Origin of the sequence: Haladaptatus sp. AB643, assembly GCF_024136975.1 — an archaeon.
Classification (GTDB): Archaea; Halobacteriota; Halobacteria; order Halobacteriales; family Haladaptataceae; genus Haladaptatus.
On the sequence record NZ_JAMYJW010000001.1, the window covers coordinates 58,840 to 75,363 of the forward strand.

The following is a 16,524-nucleotide window of genomic DNA, read 5'->3' on the forward strand; positions in this document are numbered from 1 at the left end:
AAGCATGGACGACCGAACCAAGCATGGACAACCGAACCAAGAGCAACAGCAGAGGTTTGTGCACGTACAAAATCCATATCGGCTGTCATTTGGCCACAATGGAGAGAAAGTTGTTCGAATGGAATAGGTTTTGTTTGGATAGAAAATCAACCATTCCGGCAATTCGCGTCCGTCGATTCCATCGTTTTTCGTTCGCAATCTCCTTCCCGTCGTGCCCTTTTTACACCATTTCTTTCCCACTTCCGTGAGTGAATTGTGTCAAGAGTTGTCTGACATAGGTTTAAGTGAATGGCGTAAAGTTCTACGCGCAACAGCCCCGTACGTCCGGCTCAATCTCGACAACGGTTTGTCTAGAGCGACTAACCGACACTGGGGTCTGGGAGGAAAAAGGATGGGATTGTTTACTGGTCTCAGGCAAAGTATTGCACGTGTGACCGACAAGCTCTTCACATCGGAAGAGCCGAAACGGATCGGTATCTATGGACCGCCAAACGCTGGAAAAACGACGCTCGCCAACCGCATCGCCCGCGATTGGACTGGTGACGCCGTCGGTCCGGAAAGCCACGTTCCACACGAAACACGGCGCGCACGACGGAAGGAAAACGTCGAAATCGAACGCGACGGTCGGAAAGTCACCATCGACATCGTAGACACGCCGGGTGTCACGACGAAAGTCGATTACGAGGAGTTCCTCGACCACGATATGGACAAAGAGGACGCCGTCCGTCGCTCCCGCGAGGCGACCGAAGGCGTCGCGGAAGCGATGCATTGGCTCCGTGAGGATGTCGACGGCGTCATCTACGTTCTCGATAGCTCGACTGACCCGTTCACGCAGGTGAACACGATGCTTATCGGTATCATCGAGAGTCAGGATCTGCCGGTGCTTATCCTCGCGAACAAAACTGACCTCGACGATTCGAGCGTCCAGCGGATTCGCAACGCGTATCCGCAACACGAGACGATTCCACTCTCCGCACTGGAGGGTGATAACATGGATGAAGTGTACACGAAGATCGCGGAGTACTTCGGGTGATCTCAATGCCAGAAGTGAAAAATACAGACGACGGCGTCCAAGTCGACCTCATCGGTGGTGAGCGGATGGCCGGGAAGACCAGTATGGAGAAGATCCGGATGATACTGGACGGTGTCCGTGATGGAAATATCGTTATCCTAGAGGAGGGGCTCTCCCCCGACGAGGAGAGCAAGCTTATCGAGGTGACGATGACCGAGATCAGCCCCGACGAGTTCAGTGGTATCGAAATCGAGACCTACCCGCGCTCGAAGACATCCGATGGTGGCTTACTCGGTCGGTTGATAGGTCGTGAGTCGACCGATTCGAAACTCACGGTTATCGGCCCCGCAAACCAGATCGAGACGCTTCACAAGGACGAGAATCTCATCAGCGCGCTTATCTCCCACAAATAATGCCCCACAAGTGCACGAACTGTGGACGGACGTTCGCTGACGGGTCGAAGGAGATGTTGTCCGGTTGTCCCGATTGTGGTGGCAACAAGTTCCAGTTCCAACCGTCGGGATCCGCCCCGTCTCCAGGCGAAACGAAGGCCTCCACGACGGGTTCGAACCCGAAGGCTGCGGCGGCTACCACCGACAATTCGACGGTAACCGACGACTCGACCGCCACCGACCCTCGATCCGAGACGGGCGCGGTTAGCCGCGCGACGAGTACCGTCAAAGGATGGGTCGGTTCGCGTAACCGCTCTGAACCTTCGGATTCAAGCGCTAACGAGCGACAACAGGGACAACCCGAACGCGAGCAGAAACCCTCTCAGCCGAGCGCGTCCGCACGTTCGACGCCACCTCAAAAATCGCCGACCGATTCTCCGTCCGATTCGTCAGCGGATTCGCCGACCGATTCACCGGCCGATCCAACCGTCGATTCGCAAACGGACTCTCCGTCCGATTCTCCGTCTGATTCGCCAGTCGATTCTCCGTCCGATTCGCCAGTCGATCCAACCGTCGATTCGAGTGAGGATCGGGCACAGGCGAGTGCCCGTTCCGAAATCGTTCCGGAGGACGAACTTCCGGAGCGTCCAGGTGCTGACGGAACGGGGACTGTCATCAAACCACCCGAGGACGACGACCAACCGAGTCTCGACGAACTCCGGGAGGAGCTCAACAGCCAATTCGAGAGCATCAAGGTGGTCGAACCGGGCCAGTACGAACTCAACCTGATGGAACTGTACGAACGTGACGAGTACATTATCGCCATGCGGGAGAACGGTCGCTACGTCATTCAGGTTCCCGACTCGTGGACCGGCCCGGTCGATAGCTGATTCTATTTAACAGCGTGCAATAGCAGGGATGGCGTCTTTGGACGGGCGTGATAGACACTGGTTGTATGAATCCATCCAAGCAACTCGCTCGGAGTCTCCTCTCGGAGTCGAAAGCGTACGGATACACGTTGACCGTTTGGGGCGGCGGCGCGATACTGATGAATCAGTACGGCTCACCGCGAATTCCGGAAATCTTCTGTTACGTCGCCGGTGCGCTGATAGCGTTCGGTATCCTGGCGAGCGTGACGTTCGAGAACCTGTTTTCCGATCCGAACTCGGATCACGACGAACAACTCATCGTCGCCTCGATGGTCCACGTCGTCGCGACGTTCGGCAACTTGCTGTTGGGCTACGGCATTTTGGCGACACTCAATCCGGGATTCCCGTCCGACTGGGGCTTTTTGATCCTCGGATTTTGGGGGACGCTCTGTTACAACCTGCTGCTTCTCCTCGAATCCGGGGTCGCCCGTCTCGTTACCTCGACGGTTGCGAACACCGAAGTCGGCACATAAGGTGTATTGAACCAGCGAACCTCTTTTTTCCAAAGCAACTACCACACCATCTTCCCAATCATCACACTGACCTTTCCGCTCCACTCGAAACGATGGGCCGTTCGATCCGTTCTCACACCTCATTCGTTCGCCGCAAGTTCGTTTCTCGTGAATTCGACACCGAGACGGAATCGACGCGACTGACGACGATCTGGAGTGGAAATGAAGGGGTACCGCGCCGAGTAGCCAGATTTTAAGCGTTCGAGTGGAAACAAACGGGTATGAACACTCCGACAAAAATCGTCCTCGGTACCGTCCTTCTGGCGATACTACTCTCGATCGTGCTCGTCGCACAATACGCGCTCGCGGCGTGATGTTTCGCGAACGTACCATTCCCCAAGACGTGACGGCGGTGCGGGAGGAGTATGCACCGAACGCGCTCGTCTTGGATTGCGAACGCGATTTCGAGACGCTCCCGATTCCGGCACGGGACGACCTCGCGCTCCTGACGGACGAACTGTGCCCGTTTTCGGCACCGGACGAGTGGCTACCCGACGACGCTCCCGAGCTACTACGCCGCTTCGCCGGAAACGACCTCGTGGTCGGCATGCCCGGCGACGGAAGCGTGGCGTGGACCCACCAGACTGACCCACCCGTCGTCTTCGTAAAAGCTCGGGTGCAAGGGTCTCCCGAGGAGTTCATCGATTTCCTGCTCGCGGAGGCGCTGGTCGAAGTCGGACTCGACATGCCCGAGCATTTCCTCGAATTCTTCGAGGAAGAGTACGCCGAATTCGCCGACGCGGTTCCGCTCGACGCGGCGAGCACGTACCAACTCGCCGTCGCTCTCTGTGATGCGTACATCGGTTTGCACACGCGAGAGGTGTTTGCCGATTGGGACGGTTCCCACCCCCGTTTGTTCGAGGCGTGGCAGGACGCGGGCCAGCGAATCGAACCGCGACTGGAAGGCATTACCCGCGAGGTGGCGATGGGACGAACTGACTTTTCGGACGCCGCCGAGTTCGCGTGTAGCGCCGTCAAACACGGTATCGAACCACCCGCTCCGTTCGCCGTCTTCGACACGCAGGCCTATCGCGAACACGGTGCGTCCTTCGCCGTGAAATGGGCCGAGAAGACGTTCGATTCGGAGTAACGAATTCGATCGGTTTCGCTCTGTGGTTTCGGTTCGGGGGATTTTATCCCGTATCCCATTCGAAAAATCCCAAATCGCTATCTTGCGTTTCGTCGCTCCCTCTCTCTATCTCGCCGCTGTTTTCTCTCCTCGCTATCTTTTTTTCAACTAGCGGCCTCGTCGCTATACTCTCTACACTGCATCCTGTCCCTGTTTCCCCGTCCGAACTTGATACGCGTCCTCTACGGGGAGGATGAATACCTTCCCGTCTCCGGGTTCGCCGGTGGTTGCGGCGTCACGAATCGCCTCGGCGACCTCCTCGGCGGGGATATCGGCGACGACGCACTCTACCTTCACCTTTTGGTGTAAGTCAACGACGTACTCCTCGCCGCGCCACTGACCGAGCTTGGCGGGCTGGTTCCCCCGTCCGCTGACGTTCGTGACGGTGAGGCTCGGGGCACCGACTTCGGCGAGTCCCCGTTTCACGTCTCCCAACTTGTCGGGGCGAACGATGGCCGTAACGAGCTTTATCTTTCCGCCGTTCGGTCGTCCACCATCCGTGCGGAGGCTTTCGGGAACGACGCCATGCGTGCCCTCGTGACCGAACTCGGGATAGGTTTCGACACCGTGTTCGCTCGCGTCCAACCCTTCCTTCTCGTGGTGCGGTGTGACACGCGCCTGACCGAGTTTTCGTGCACCGCCGAAGACTACCATGGTCGCTCCGACGATCCAAAGACCGATCACCGCGATGCCGGTCGCTTGCACTGCGAGTCCCGAGAGCACCGCTCCGAGGCTGAAACTCTGCCAGGTCCCGACTGCGACGAGCGGATACACCAACGTCCCGAGGATACCGGCCGATCCGTGTACCGGGAACACCGCACAGACGTCGTCGATTTGGAGCCGTTTTTCGACGAACTCGAACACGAACGGGAGTTGCGCACCCGCCAGCAGGCCGACGATGATCGCACCCGGCCACACGATGTCGTCGGCGATAGCCGTGATACCGACGAGTCCGGCGAGCAAGCCGTTTGCGACGTAGAGGGTATCTACCTTCCCGGTGCGTATCAGGGATACCGCTCCCGCGCCGAGCGTCCCCGCTCCCATCCCGAGCGTCGTGACGAGTGCGACCCGTCCGACCGTTTCGAATGCGGCCAGCGAAATCGTCCCGTTTTTCACCGAAAACACCGTCGCGGCGGTGCCGACGTTGAACCCGTACCATCCGAAGGCGAGGATGAGCGTTCCGAGGGCCGCGAACGTCACCGAGTGACCCGGAATGACGTTCGCGGTTCCGTCCTCATCGAACCGACCGAGACGCGGACCGATGATCCACGCGGCGGTCAATCCGGCGAGGCCACCCATCCCGTGAACGATCATCCCTCCCGCGAAGTCGTGAAACCCGAGCGACGAGAGGAAGCCACCCGCCCACGTGAACCCGACGACGACGGGATAGAAGACCCCCGCGAGAAGGATGGTGTACCCCACGTACGTGCGGAGCTTACACCGACCCGCGACTGCACCGCTGACGATCGTCGCGGCGGTCATAGCGAAGACCGCACCGAACAGCCAGTCGACCCACGTATTGACGTCGGTCGGGGCGAGGATGGCGGCGAACTCACCGACGACCGACCATGCTCCGGTCGCCCCGGTCAGATGACCGACGATACTCGAGAGTGCCGCCCCCACGAGAAAGAAGGTCATCACGCCGACGCTCCACGTCAGGAGGTTTTTCGTCAACTGGTTGGCGACGTTTTTCGAGCGGACCTGACCGGCTTCCAGCATGGCGAAGCCGGCGTGCATGAAGAAGATGAGGAACGTCGCAATGAGCACCCAGAGGAGGTTGATTCCCTGTGCGATGACTTCGAGGTCACTCATCCGTCTTACCCTCTGTCGGGATGATAACGAGATCGTCTGGAAGACTGTCCAGGAATATCGAATATTCTTGCCTGTCTGTGTTCTGTGTCATGGTACAACAGAGCAGGAGTATTCCATATAACGTTGGTTGTCAAAACTTTCGAATTATATGGGCTTCAATTGGACAAACGTCGCTCTTATTATCGCATACAATCGATTTAAGGTTGTAAGACGGTTGGAAATTGGGTACTCGTTGTTCCACTTCTGGACAAACGTTTCACGACCATTCAATATTTGCCGACCGTTTCCGTTCACTTCGACTCGCTCGATGCGCGTGAGATTTGGGGTTATTCGGCCGAAAACGTTCTCTATCGCGGCTTTAGGGGTTTCGGGAGTCTTCGGCTACGCGAGTTCGTCGGCGATGTCCTCCGCGAAGTAGGTCATAATCAGGTCCGCACCCGCGCGTTTGATCGAAAGCAGGGATTCCAACGCTGTCTCCTGAAGGTCGAGCCATCCCTTCTCGCTCGCGGCGTGCAACATCGCGTACTCCCCGGAGACGTTGTATGCGGCGACCGGATGGTCGTACTCCGCCCGAATGTCCCGCACGATGTCGAGGTACGGCAGTGCGGGTTTGACCATCAGGATATCCGCGCCCTGCTCGACGTCGAGTTCGACTTCGCGCATGGCTTCGCGTGCGTTGGCCGGGTCCATCTGGTAGTGCCGTCGGTTCCCGAACGCGGGAGCACCGTCCGCAGCGTCACGGAACGGCCCGTAAAACGCCGACTCGTATTTGGCGGCGTAGCTCATGATGGGGACGTCCGAAAAGCCCGCCTCGTCCAACCCGGTGCGAATCGCGCCGACCATTCCGTCCGTCATGCTACTGGGGGCGACCATCTCCGCGCCCGCCTCCGCGTGCGAGACGGCGACCTTTTGCAGGAGGTCGAGCGTTTCGTCGTTTTTCACCGTGAGTTGCGGGTCGTCGGCGGCGTGGTCCTCCACGATTCCACAGTGGCCGTGGTCGGTGTACTCACAGAGACAAACGTCGGTGATGACCATCGCGTCCGTCTCGTCCGTGATCCGGCGCGTCGCTTCCTGCACGACGCCATCTTCGGCCCACGCGCGACTCCCTCGCTCGTCCTTCGACTCCGGGATACCGAACAGCATCACGGAACGGACACCGGTCTCCAGCACCTCTCGTACTCGTGCGACGCTTTCGTCGATCGGCACGCGTTCGTGTCCGGGCATCGACTCGATCTCGACTCGCTCGTCCGTCGTCGCATCGACGAACACGGGCGCGATGAGGTCGCTCGCGTCGAGGGTCGTTTCGCTGACCAACTCGCGGATTCCGTCACGACGAAGCCGACGTGGACGGTCGGTGAGGTCCATATCCATGCTACCGGCGGAATCCCCAAAACCGCGTCGCTCCGGGAACGGGTCACAACGCATTTAGCCCATCCCGTCAATATCCGTTTTGATGCATATCGCCTCGCTCGTCGCGGTCGAGACGACCTTCCCGTCCCTCCTCATCCTTTCCGTCTTCGGCTTGGCACTGATGTCGTTCACCACGGATTCACGCTCGCTCCGAACGTTCGTCGCCGATTATGGCGTTTTCCTGCTCGCGGGCGGCGTCGCGCTCACGGCTGTCGCCGGAATCCTCCTCTTCCTGTTCGGCGACGAGACGCTCGCGAAACGATGGCTCCACCAGTACGGTCTGTTCGCCCTGTTCTTCATTTTCATCCTAGAAGGGGCGATGATGCTGTACTTCGCCCCGAGCGAAACCGTCGTCCCGATCGGCGTCGCCGTGCTCGCCAGTTCGTCTAGCGATTATCGCATGATCGTTCTCATCGTCGGCGTCGCGGTCGTCGCCTCGACCATCGGTCAGTATGCCCTGTTCCTCCTCGCAAAACGCGGCGGCCGCGAGTACCTCCTGGAAAAACCGTGGTTCCGGATCGACGATTCGTCGCTCGACCGCTTCGACCACTGGTTTCAGCGCTGGGGCCCGGTCGCGATTCCACTGAGCAACACGCTCCCGTTCACCCGCGGTATGTTGACCGTTCCGGCCGGGTTCGGCGAAATGCGGGATCGGAACTTCATCGTCCTCTCCGCCATCGGGTCGCTCTGTTTCGAATCGCTGCTCGCGATTTTCGGACCCAAGGCGTTCGCGGTGGCGATGAACGTCGCCTCCCAGTACATCTGACGACCAAATCCTCCCCCGTCTTTATTCTCTCAGTCTTATCTCTAAACTATCATTTTCTGTCCACAATCCCGACAACTGTCACTCGCTCTAAAACACACCGAGTGGGACGGGCTCGAATAGATATCGTCCCTATCGTACCATGGCGATAGACCTAACAGTACTGAAAGCGTATCTTTATCTGCGCCCGCGTACCGTTTGTCGCGTGCCATGCTACGAGCGCCGCGTGGGCGCACTTTCTCGGAAATCGTTCCCGTCGAGCGTCGAGCATCGCTTCTTTCCATACGGCTCCGTCTCGTGACCGACGAACATCTCCCCATGATGGTATTTCGAAGCGAAAGTATATTCGTCCCGGATTTCGAGGGAGGGATATGGAAACGATACGTGCCACCGAGTATCACGAACTCGTCAGCGTGGACGATCCACGAGTTTCACCTGACGGCGAGCGAGTAGCCTTCGTCCGTTCCGTTCCGAAGGACGACGAGGAGTATGAGGCGGCGGTGTATATCGTTCCGCTCGGTGGTGACGAACCGATGCAGTTCACCATCAGCGAGGGCGTGGACAGTAACCCTCGTTGGAGTCCGAGCGGCGACCGACTCGCGTTCGTCAGCACGCGCGGTGCGGACGACGACCGGCCGCAGCTGTGGGTGATGCCCACGGGGGGTGGCGAGGCCCGACAGGTGACGGACGTGGTGGGCGGCGTCTCACAGTTGGCATGGTCGCCCGACGGGACGAAAATCGCGTTCGTCCAGTCGAACACCGAGGACGACCGCGAGGAGGGGCGAGACATCTCGCTCGACGGCGAGGAGTACGAACCGGAAACGCCCGACCCCCGCGTCATCGACCGGAAAATCTACCGTGCAGCGGAGAACTATTTCGACGGCAAGCGGAGTCACGTCTATCTCGCGGATTTGGACGACGCTTCCGTCGCACGGGTCACGGACGGTGACTTCGACCACGTGGGACCGGAGTGGGGCGACGAGACGACGCTGTACTTCGGTGCGCGGCGTGAAGGCGACCCGGACGACAACATCATCGTCGACATCGTCGCCTACGACACTGACGCCGAGGAGGAGGAGACGCTCTTCCAAACCAGCGCGTGGGGCGCATCACTGACCGCGACGGCAGACGGTCGAATCGCCTACGCCTTCTCGCCCGAGGATAACGCGACGCTTCGACAGACCGAACTCAAGGTGTTCGACCGGAACTCCGGCGAGACGGTCACGCTCACCGAATCGTTGGACAGAACGCTCGCGATTGAACCACAGTGGAACCCGGACGAGGAACTGGTCTACTTCGGCACTCCGGATCAGGGAGATCAGGTCATCTGGCGCGTCCCGGGAGACGGAAGCGACGACCCACAGCGAGTCGTCGGCGACGGGCATATCACCGACTTCTCGATCGGTTCCGACGCCCTCGCGTACACGAAATCCGAGTGGGACCACCCCGGGGACCTGTTCGTCTCGACACCTGGCGGGGCGGAAACCCATCGGCTCACCCGCGCGAACGCCGACTACCTGAACGACCGCGCGGTCAGCCAACCGGAGGAACTCAGTTTCGAATCCGAAGCGGGCATCGAGATTCAGGGCTGGCTTCTCACGCCGCCGGACTTCGACGTCGACGAGCAGTACCCCTTGGTCGTCGAGATTCACGGCGGCCCGCACGCGATGTGGTCCACCAGCGGAACGATGTGGCACGAGTTCCAGACGCTCGCCGCCGCGGGCTACGTCGTCTTCTGGTCGAACCCGCGTGGTTCGACGGGCTACGGCGAGGACCACATGGCCGCCATCGAACGAGATTGGGGCGACGCGACGATGACCGACGTGATGGCCGGGGTCGACCTCATCGCGGAACGCGACTACATCGACGAACACGAGATGTTCGTCACCGGCGGTAGTTTCGGCGGCTACATGACCTCGTGGATCGTCGGACACACCGACCGGTTCAAGGGTGCCGTGAGCCAGCGCGGTGTGTACGAACTCAGCAGTTTCTACGGTTCGACTGACGCCTTCAAGCTCATCGAGTGGGACTTCGGGACGACGCCGTGGGAGGAACCGGAGTTCCTCTGGGAACGCTCCCCGGCCGCATACGTCGAGAACGTGACGACGCCGACCCTGCTCATCCACAGCGACAACGATTTCCGCGTCCCGGTGAACAACGCCGAGATGCTGTATCTCCTGCTCAAGAAAAACGATGTGGAGACGCGCCTCGTGTGCTACCCGCGTGAAGGCCACGAACTCTCACGCAGCGGCGAACCGGGCCACATCGTGGACCGACTGGAGCGGATCGTGCGCTGGTTCGACGGCTACTCCGAGTACAGCGACGCGCCGAAGGCGCTGGAACGCGGCGACGACGGCCTATCCGCCGCCGAGGAAGACGAGGACGAGAACGAGAACGGAGAAACCGGGTCGGATACCGAGGACGAATAACGACAACTGTTGTCGTACTGTGGTGCGTTTCGTCCGGGGGTAAAAACGCTCAAAATCGGACGCTTGCTGTCGATTTTTCACTGGAAACGAAGGGGTTCCAGCTACCGCCGATTGTCCCGATAACCAGCGATATCCCGATAACCATCGATATTGCCATCTTCTTTCGACTATTGACCGCTCCCTATCGGTTCCGTGGTCGGCTTCGTCAGGAAATACAGCGGTTGTTTTCGACCGCAGTCATTCGGTTTCGACACGAAAAGAAGGGGTTAGTCCACGATGATTTCGGAATCCTTCGGCTCGGCATCGGAACTCGGCTTCATCTCGTTTTCGTAGCGGTCTATCCAATCCGCGAAGCATTCGGGACAGAGGCGCTGGCTGTTGATCTGTGAGCGGTCGACTGTCAATCGAACTGTTCGAGCCAGCGCGTCCTGCAACGGCCCTCCACAGTCATCACACGGTTCTGGATCGCTCTCGTCGCTCATGAACGCTCAATGTTGCTCAGAGTATATAAAAATCGGCGGGAATAGGTCGGAAATCAGACGGCTGCCGCGGACTGCGATGCGTTCGTCGCCTGCTGGGGGCGCTGGCTCGACATCGCGGGCGAGTAGTTGGTCCCGTCGTGCTGAGAGGCGGTCGGGTTCGGCACGGCCGCTTGGGAGAAGAACAAGCGGATCTGTCCCAGCCACGGTATCTTCAACTCGGCCGTCCCACGAATCCAGCTCGGTTCTACCGGGTCGCTGATGTTGTACACTTGGTCGTACGCGCCGTTGTTGTCCCCTTTCGTGATGAACCCGGCGTGCGGTGCGGGACAGTAGCGCAGTTGCTCGCAGTTTTCCGCACCGCCGATGTAGTTCTTGTTGGCCTTATCGTACCAGTTCTCGTTCTTGTTCACCCAGAAGCGAGCGCGGTGAATGACCGGCGTCCGATCGCTCTCTCCGAATCTCTTATAGATTATGACGTCCCCGTAATCGTTGAACTTCTTGTAGCCCGTTTGCTGGCCCTCCTGATAAGTGACGACGCCCGTATTCCCGTGTGCCGCACTCGGCGCGAAACGGTGCTGGTCCATGATGAAGATCAGGTCGCCTCGATACATCTGTGGCTGCATACTGCCGCTCTCGACGGCGACCATCGGTGGCCACACGCCGCTGACCGCGAACAGTATGAGGCCGATTGCGACGACGACGGCGGCACTCTCCAACATCTCACGCAGAAAAACGACGGTCCCGTTGTCCGTTTCACGGAACCAGCGAACCCACGCCATCGGTCCTGATTCGTCCGGACCGAATTCCCGCATACCGTCCGACGACGACTCGTCTGGGGGACTCATTACGGCATGCTATTCTTTCACTGATTGTCAACCTTCTGGGTTGGTTCGCTACTCTTTTCCCCCATCCGCGTCTCTGCAGATATGTGCCACTGGAAACCCCGGCTCGCATCGTTCAGGAACTCACGAGCCGCGGGTACAACGCTGATTTGGAGGCAGTCACGCTTCTCGCGTCCGCTCCCGACCCCGGAGCGGCAGTCGAACGTGCAGTCGAATCCGCCCCCGAAGACGCCCTGAAACTCTCCGTCGGACACGTCCGGAGCGTTCTCGATGCCCCCTCGTCAACTGATACCAACCCCTCCGCTTCAGGTGGAACTTCGTCCATCAAATCGATAGCAAACGGGACGGATTCTCCAGTCGAAACGAAGGGGTCCATGTCACGAACTCTCACCGAGCAGTCGGTGGACATCGTCAACGACATGACGGGCGCGAGTACGGGAACCGGCGAATACGACGACTTCGTCACGGTGTTCCGCGACCGCTTTCAACGCCTCTCGGGTAAGCTTCGTGGCCGGGTGAACGCCCGCCCGACGAACGCCGTCGCCAGCATGCCCGGCGGCAGCGACGCCGCCATCGTCGGCATGATAAGCGACATTCGCTCGACGGCGAGCGGTCACTGGTTGGTCGAACTCGAAGACACGAACGGAACGTTCCCGTGTCTCATCATGAAGGACAAGGAGTTCGCGGGCGTCGTGAACGAACTCCTGCTGGACGAGACCATCGCCGTCGAAGGAACCCTCTCTGGTGACGCGGGTATCCTGTTCGTGGATTCGCTTCACTTCCCGGACGTTCCCCGAACGTATCGGCCATCGACCGCCGACCGCCACGTCCAAGCGGCACTCATCAGCGACGTTCACGTCGGGAGCCAGGAGTTCATGGCCGACGCGTGGCATCGGTTCACGAGTTGGCTCCACTCCGAGGAGGCCGAACACGTCGAATACCTGCTCATCTGCGGCGACATGGTCGAAGGCGTCGGTATCTATCCGAATCAGGACGAGGAACTCGACATCATCGACATCTTCGAGCAGTACGAACAGTTCTCGGAGTATCTGAAAGAAGTCCCGGGTGACCTCGAAATCATCATGATCCCCGGCAACCACGACGCGGTTCGCCTCGCCGAACCACAACCGGGATTCGACGACGAACTCCGCTCCATCATGGACGTCCACGACGCGCGTATCACGAGCAACCCATCGACGGTGACCATCGATGGCGTCTCGGTGCTGATGTACCACGGCGTCTCGCTGGACGAGGTCATCGCCGAGATGCCCGCCGAGAAGGCGAGTTACGAGGAACCGCACAAGGCGATGTACCAACTCCTGAAAAAGCGCCACGTCGCGCCGCAGTACGGTGGACACACGCGTGTCGCACCCGAGGACAAGGATTATCTCGTCATGGACGAGGTCCCCGACATCTTCCACACCGGCCACGTCCACAAACTCGGCTTCGGCAAGTACCACAACGTGCTCGCCATGAACTCCGGTTGCTGGCAGTCCCAAACCGATTTCCAGAAGAGCGTGAACATCAACCCCGACTCGGGATACGCACCCATCGTGGATTTGGACACGCTCGACGTCACCGTTCGGAAGTTCGCGTGATCCGTTCGTCCTTCGATTTCCAATCGAAATGGAGGGGGTGGTGTCCATTCTCACACGCATCGATACACTTCGACGGACCGTTCGAGCGGTCGTCGAACGACCGCTGAATGACCGTGGTATCGGCGAGACGATATTCCTCGTTCTGCCCGACCCGTCGATGCCAAACCCGTCTCTTGACGCTTCTACCCGGGACGAACAGATGTCGGATGAATTTGGGTGAGACTTGCGAAAATGTTCTTTTGTTCATCTTCGGAAATAGTAATCGTCGCTAATCATGACTGCACCAGATTCGGATGAGGTAAGCGGGACGGGCGATTCGAGCGCGACATCACGTCGGCGGTTCTTGGCGGGTGCCGCCGTGGCGGGTTCGGCGGTTGCGCTCAGTAGTACCGCGATCGCGATGAAATCGTCGGCGGCGGTCACGTTCGACGACCAAACGACGGGTGGAACGTCGGTGACTGTCAAATCGGCGACGCTCCCCGAGGGTGGGTTCGTCGCCATTCACGACGACCGCCTGCTCGACGGGAAAGCACTGGAGAGCGTCATCGGCGTCTCCGATAAACTCGACGCCGGGGCGCACACCGACATCGAAGTCAACCTGTTCGACGTGGACGGCGCCGACTTCGACGAGAAGATGCTCGAAGATGACGGGACGCTCATCGCCATGCCGCACGTCGATTCGAACGGCAACGGCGAGTACGAGTTCGTCTCGTCCGGCGGGAAAACCGACGGCCCGTACACGAAGGACGACAAGGCCGTCGTCGACGACGCGAAGATCACCGTCGATGACAACCCGATGGCGTCGGTCACCTTCGACGACCAGACCTCCGACGGCACGATGGTCACTGTCGATTCAGCGATGCTCTCCGACGGCGGGTTCATCGCCATTCACGACAGCAGCCTGCTCGACGGCGAGGTCCTCGACAGCGTCATCGGCGTTTCGAGCTACCTCGAATCCGGGTCACACGAGGACGTGTCGGTCTCCCTGTTCAACGTTCCCGGCAGCGACTCGGACATGTCGATGCTCGAAGAGGACGGGACGCTCATCGCCATGCCACATCTCGACTCCAACGGCAACGAGGAGTACGACTTCGTGGAGAGCGAGGGCAAGGCGGACGGTCCGTACACGAAGGACGGCAAGGCCGTCCTCGACGACGCGAAGGTCACCGTCGAGATGGACACGAAGCCGACCGCGGACGTCTGCTTCCGCGACCAGAAGTCCGACGGCAAGCGCGTCTGGGTGAACGAGGCGACCCTCTCGGACGGCGGATTCGTCACCATCCACGACAGCAGTCTCCTCGACGGCAAAGTCCTCGACAGCGTCATCGGCGTCTCCGATAAACTCGACGCGGGTATGCACGAGGACATCGAAATCTCGCTGTACGAAGGGGTTCCGGGCGGCGACTACGACATGGATATGCTCGAGGGCGACACCACGCTCATCGCCATGCCGCACCTCGACACCAACGACAACGGTACCTACGACTTCATCACCTCGGAAGGGGAGATGGACGGTCCGTACACGATGGGCGGCAAGGCCGTCCTCGACGACGCGGCCATCACGGTCTCTGACGGCTGTTAACCACTGCTCACGAGAACTGACGTAGTAACCGGGAAAAATAATCTCCCTTTTTGACGGTCGTTCGGACGATGCCGACGGTTCGTCTCGACTCCGCTTATCGATTCAGCGTGTGAATCGCGTGGCCGAGCGCGTTCTCGGCACACTCCATCACGGCTTCCGAGAGCGTCGGGTGGGTGTGAATCGTCGCGGCGAGGTCTTCGAGCGTCGCGCCCATCTCGATGGCCATCCCGAGTTCGGCGATGAGTTCGGAGGCCTCCGGTCCGACGATTTGTGCGCCGAGGACGAACCCACTCGGTTCGTCGGCGATGATGCGGACGAAGCCGTCGGAGTGGCCCGTCGTGAGCGCACGGCCGCTGGCTTGGAACGGGAACCGACCGACGACGGGTTCGAAGCCCTGCTCTTCGGCTTCGTCCTCGGTCAGACCCACGGTGCCGATTTCGGGGTCGGTGAAGACGGCGGCGGGCATGGCCTGATAGTCGAGCGCCGAGGGTTCACCGGCGATGACTTCGGCGGCGACCTGTCCCTCCTTGCTCGCTTTGTGGGCGAGCATCGGTTCGCCCGCCACGTCGCCGATGGCGTAGATGTTGTCCTTCTCGGTTCGCGCGCGGTCGTCCGTCTCGATGAACCCCATCTCGTTCGTCTCGATGCCCGCGCTTTCGAGGTCGAGCGTGTCCGTCACGGGTCGGCGACCGACCGCCACGAGGACTTTCTCGGCACCGAACTCCGAGACTTCGCCGTCCTCGTCTTCGGTCCTGACCGTGATACCGTCGCCCGACTCCTCCCACTCCTTTGCGGCCTGTCCGAAGTGGAAGTCGATTCCGAGTTCCTCGGCCTTCTTCTTCACGGGTCGTGCGAGGTCGTCTTCGTACGCCGGAAGCACCGAGTCGAGCATTTCGACCACGGTGACGTCCGAGCCGAGTTTGGCGAGGACGCCCGCCAGTTCCATGCCGATGTAGCCTGCGCCGACGATGACGATGCTCTCCGGAACGTCGTCCATCGCCAGCGCCATCCGCGAGTCGAGGACGTGTTCGCCGTCAAACTCGAAGCCGGGAATTTCGATCGGGCGACTGCCGGTCGAGATGATCGCGTGCTCGAACTCGACCGTCTCCGAACCCTGTCCTTCGCCCTCGTGGACGACGCGAACCGATCCGTCGTCCGCGAACTCGGCGCGGCCTTCCATCAGCGTGACGCCGTTCGCCTTACAGAGCTTCTCGACGCCGCCGGTCAACTGGGAGACGACGCCGTCCTTCCACTCGACCATCTCGCCGTAGTTCACGTCGAGTTTCGTGTATATGCCCATGTCCTCGGCGTGACTGGCGTCGTAGGCCAAGTCGGACGCCGTGATCATGGCCTTCGACGGGATACAGCCGTAGTTCAGGCAGACACCGCCGTAGGCGTCCTTCTCCACGAGCGTTACGTCGAGTCCGAGTTGTCCCGCGCGGATCGCGGCAACGTAACCGCCCGGTCCCGCGCCGATCACCAGCACCTCAGTTCCAGTCGAGATATCTCCGACGACCATTATCGGACTAGAGTAGGTACCGGGTAAAAAATCAGGTGGATTAGCTCCGAGCAGTAGACGAACGTGAGCAATCACCACGATTCCACGTCGGGTTCGACAATCCGGGTAAAAAT

General features: G+C 60.0%; 14 protein-coding genes. 9 read left to right on the forward strand and 5 right to left on the reverse strand.

Annotated elements, in window-relative coordinates:
• Positions 1-391 precede the first annotated feature (391 nt).
• The 5 genes from NKF25_RS00330 (at position 392) to NKF25_RS00350 (ending at position 3,935) form a co-directional block, all read left to right on the forward strand.
• Positions 392-1,033, forward strand: coding sequence for an Era-like GTP-binding protein (locus tag NKF25_RS00330; RefSeq protein WP_231186207.1), 642 nt, complete (start codon positions 392-394; stop codon positions 1,031-1,033).
• Positions 1,034-1,038: 5 nt separating this feature from the next.
• The gene (locus NKF25_RS00335; protein ID WP_253224768.1) at positions 1,039-1,425 is read left to right on the forward strand and encodes a DUF2073 domain-containing protein; all 387 of its coding nucleotides are present in this window, start codon (positions 1,039-1,041) and stop codon (positions 1,423-1,425) included.
• Complete coding sequence (locus tag NKF25_RS00340) at positions 1,425-2,294, forward strand: Zn-ribbon containing protein (RefSeq protein WP_253224769.1); 870 nt, start codon at positions 1,425-1,427, stop codon at positions 2,292-2,294. Before NKF25_RS00335 ends, NKF25_RS00340 begins: the two co-directional genes overlap by 1 nt.
• 65 nt (positions 2,295-2,359) lie before the next feature.
• On the forward strand, positions 2,360-2,806 hold the full coding sequence (locus NKF25_RS00345) for a hypothetical protein (protein ID WP_253224770.1): 447 nt from the start codon (positions 2,360-2,362) through the stop codon (positions 2,804-2,806).
• A gap of 352 nt (positions 2,807-3,158) precedes the next feature.
• Complete coding sequence (locus NKF25_RS00350; protein ID WP_253224771.1) at positions 3,159-3,935, forward strand: hypothetical protein; 777 nt, start codon at positions 3,159-3,161, stop codon at positions 3,933-3,935.
• 171 nt (positions 3,936-4,106) lie between these two features.
• Here the strand turns inward: NKF25_RS00350 and NKF25_RS00355 are convergent, their stop codons facing one another.
• Both NKF25_RS00355 and hemB read right to left on the reverse strand, forming a co-directional pair.
• Entirely contained in the window at positions 4,107-5,786 is a 1,680-nt protein-coding gene (locus NKF25_RS00355) for an ammonium transporter (RefSeq protein WP_253224772.1), read from the reverse strand.
• Positions 5,787-6,167: 381 nt separating this feature from the next.
• The gene (hemB, locus tag NKF25_RS00360; RefSeq protein ID WP_253224773.1) at positions 6,168-7,151 is read right to left on the reverse strand and encodes a porphobilinogen synthase; all 984 of its coding nucleotides are present in this window, start codon (positions 7,149-7,151) and stop codon (positions 6,168-6,170) included.
• 88 nt (positions 7,152-7,239) lie between these two features.
• On the opposite strand from hemB, the gene NKF25_RS00365 reads away from it, so the two are divergent.
• Positions 7,240-7,962: a VTT domain-containing protein gene (locus NKF25_RS00365; protein ID WP_253224774.1), complete on the forward strand. Its 723-nt coding sequence runs from the start codon at positions 7,240-7,242 to the stop codon at positions 7,960-7,962.
• Positions 7,963-8,330: 368 nt separating this feature from the next.
• On the forward strand, positions 8,331-10,388 hold the full coding sequence (locus NKF25_RS00370; protein ID WP_253224775.1) for a S9 family peptidase: 2,058 nt from the start codon (positions 8,331-8,333) through the stop codon (positions 10,386-10,388).
• 266 nt (positions 10,389-10,654) lie between these two features.
• Here NKF25_RS00370 and NKF25_RS00375 read toward each other — a convergent pair whose 3' ends face one another.
• Together NKF25_RS00375 and NKF25_RS00380 are read right to left on the reverse strand one after the other, a co-directional pair.
• Positions 10,655-10,870, reverse strand: coding sequence for a hypothetical protein (locus tag NKF25_RS00375; protein WP_253224776.1), 216 nt, complete (start codon positions 10,868-10,870; stop codon positions 10,655-10,657).
• Positions 10,871-10,923: 53 nt separating this feature from the next.
• The gene (locus tag NKF25_RS00380; protein WP_253224777.1) at positions 10,924-11,715 is read right to left on the reverse strand and encodes a S26 family signal peptidase; all 792 of its coding nucleotides are present in this window, start codon (positions 11,713-11,715) and stop codon (positions 10,924-10,926) included.
• A gap of 83 nt (positions 11,716-11,798) precedes the next feature.
• On the opposite strand from NKF25_RS00380, the gene NKF25_RS00385 reads away from it, so the two are divergent.
• Together NKF25_RS00385 and NKF25_RS00390 are read left to right on the forward strand one after the other, a co-directional pair.
• Complete coding sequence (locus tag NKF25_RS00385) at positions 11,799-13,310, forward strand: DNA-directed DNA polymerase II small subunit (protein WP_253224778.1); 1,512 nt, start codon at positions 11,799-11,801, stop codon at positions 13,308-13,310.
• A gap of 274 nt (positions 13,311-13,584) precedes the next feature.
• Positions 13,585-14,892, forward strand: coding sequence for a twin-arginine translocation signal domain-containing protein (locus tag NKF25_RS00390; RefSeq protein ID WP_253224779.1), 1,308 nt, complete (start codon positions 13,585-13,587; stop codon positions 14,890-14,892).
• A 94-nt stretch (positions 14,893-14,986) separates the two neighbouring features.
• Here NKF25_RS00390 and lpdA read toward each other — a convergent pair whose 3' ends face one another.
• Positions 14,987-16,411: a dihydrolipoyl dehydrogenase gene (gene lpdA, locus NKF25_RS00395; protein ID WP_253224780.1), complete on the reverse strand. Its 1,425-nt coding sequence runs from the start codon at positions 16,409-16,411 to the stop codon at positions 14,987-14,989.
• Between the last annotated feature and the right edge of the window lie 113 nt (positions 16,412-16,524).

What these genes read in the sequence shown, in the direction of transcription:
- NKF25_RS00355 (WP_253224772.1), bottom strand. Translation starts at nt 5,786, where the DNA reads ATGAGTGACCTCGAAGTCATCGCACAGGGAATCAACCTCCTCTGGGTG.
- NKF25_RS00365 (WP_253224774.1), top strand. Translation starts at nt 7,240, where the DNA reads ATGCATATCGCCTCGCTCGTCGCGGTCGAGACGACCTTCCCGTCCCTC.
- NKF25_RS00340 (WP_253224769.1), top strand. Translation starts at nt 1,425, where the DNA reads ATGCCCCACAAGTGCACGAACTGTGGACGGACGTTCGCTGACGGGTCG.
- NKF25_RS00350 (WP_253224771.1), top strand. Translation starts at nt 3,159, where the DNA reads ATGTTTCGCGAACGTACCATTCCCCAAGACGTGACGGCGGTGCGGGAG.
- hemB (WP_253224773.1), bottom strand. Translation starts at nt 7,151, where the DNA reads ATGGACCTCACCGACCGTCCACGTCGGCTTCGTCGTGACGGAATCCGC.
- NKF25_RS00390 (WP_253224779.1), top strand. Translation starts at nt 13,585, where the DNA reads ATGACTGCACCAGATTCGGATGAGGTAAGCGGGACGGGCGATTCGAGC.
- NKF25_RS00335 (WP_253224768.1), top strand. Translation starts at nt 1,039, where the DNA reads ATGCCAGAAGTGAAAAATACAGACGACGGCGTCCAAGTCGACCTCATC.
- lpdA (WP_253224780.1), bottom strand. Translation starts at nt 16,411, where the DNA reads ATGGTCGTCGGAGATATCTCGACTGGAACTGAGGTGCTGGTGATCGGC.
- NKF25_RS00380 (WP_253224777.1), bottom strand. Translation starts at nt 11,715, where the DNA reads ATGAGTCCCCCAGACGAGTCGTCGTCGGACGGTATGCGGGAATTCGGT.
- NKF25_RS00375 (WP_253224776.1), bottom strand. Translation starts at nt 10,870, where the DNA reads ATGAGCGACGAGAGCGATCCAGAACCGTGTGATGACTGTGGAGGGCCG.
- NKF25_RS00370 (WP_253224775.1), top strand. Translation starts at nt 8,331, where the DNA reads ATGGAAACGATACGTGCCACCGAGTATCACGAACTCGTCAGCGTGGAC.
- NKF25_RS00345 (WP_253224770.1), top strand. Translation starts at nt 2,360, where the DNA reads ATGAATCCATCCAAGCAACTCGCTCGGAGTCTCCTCTCGGAGTCGAAA.
- NKF25_RS00330 (WP_231186207.1), top strand. Translation starts at nt 392, where the DNA reads ATGGGATTGTTTACTGGTCTCAGGCAAAGTATTGCACGTGTGACCGAC.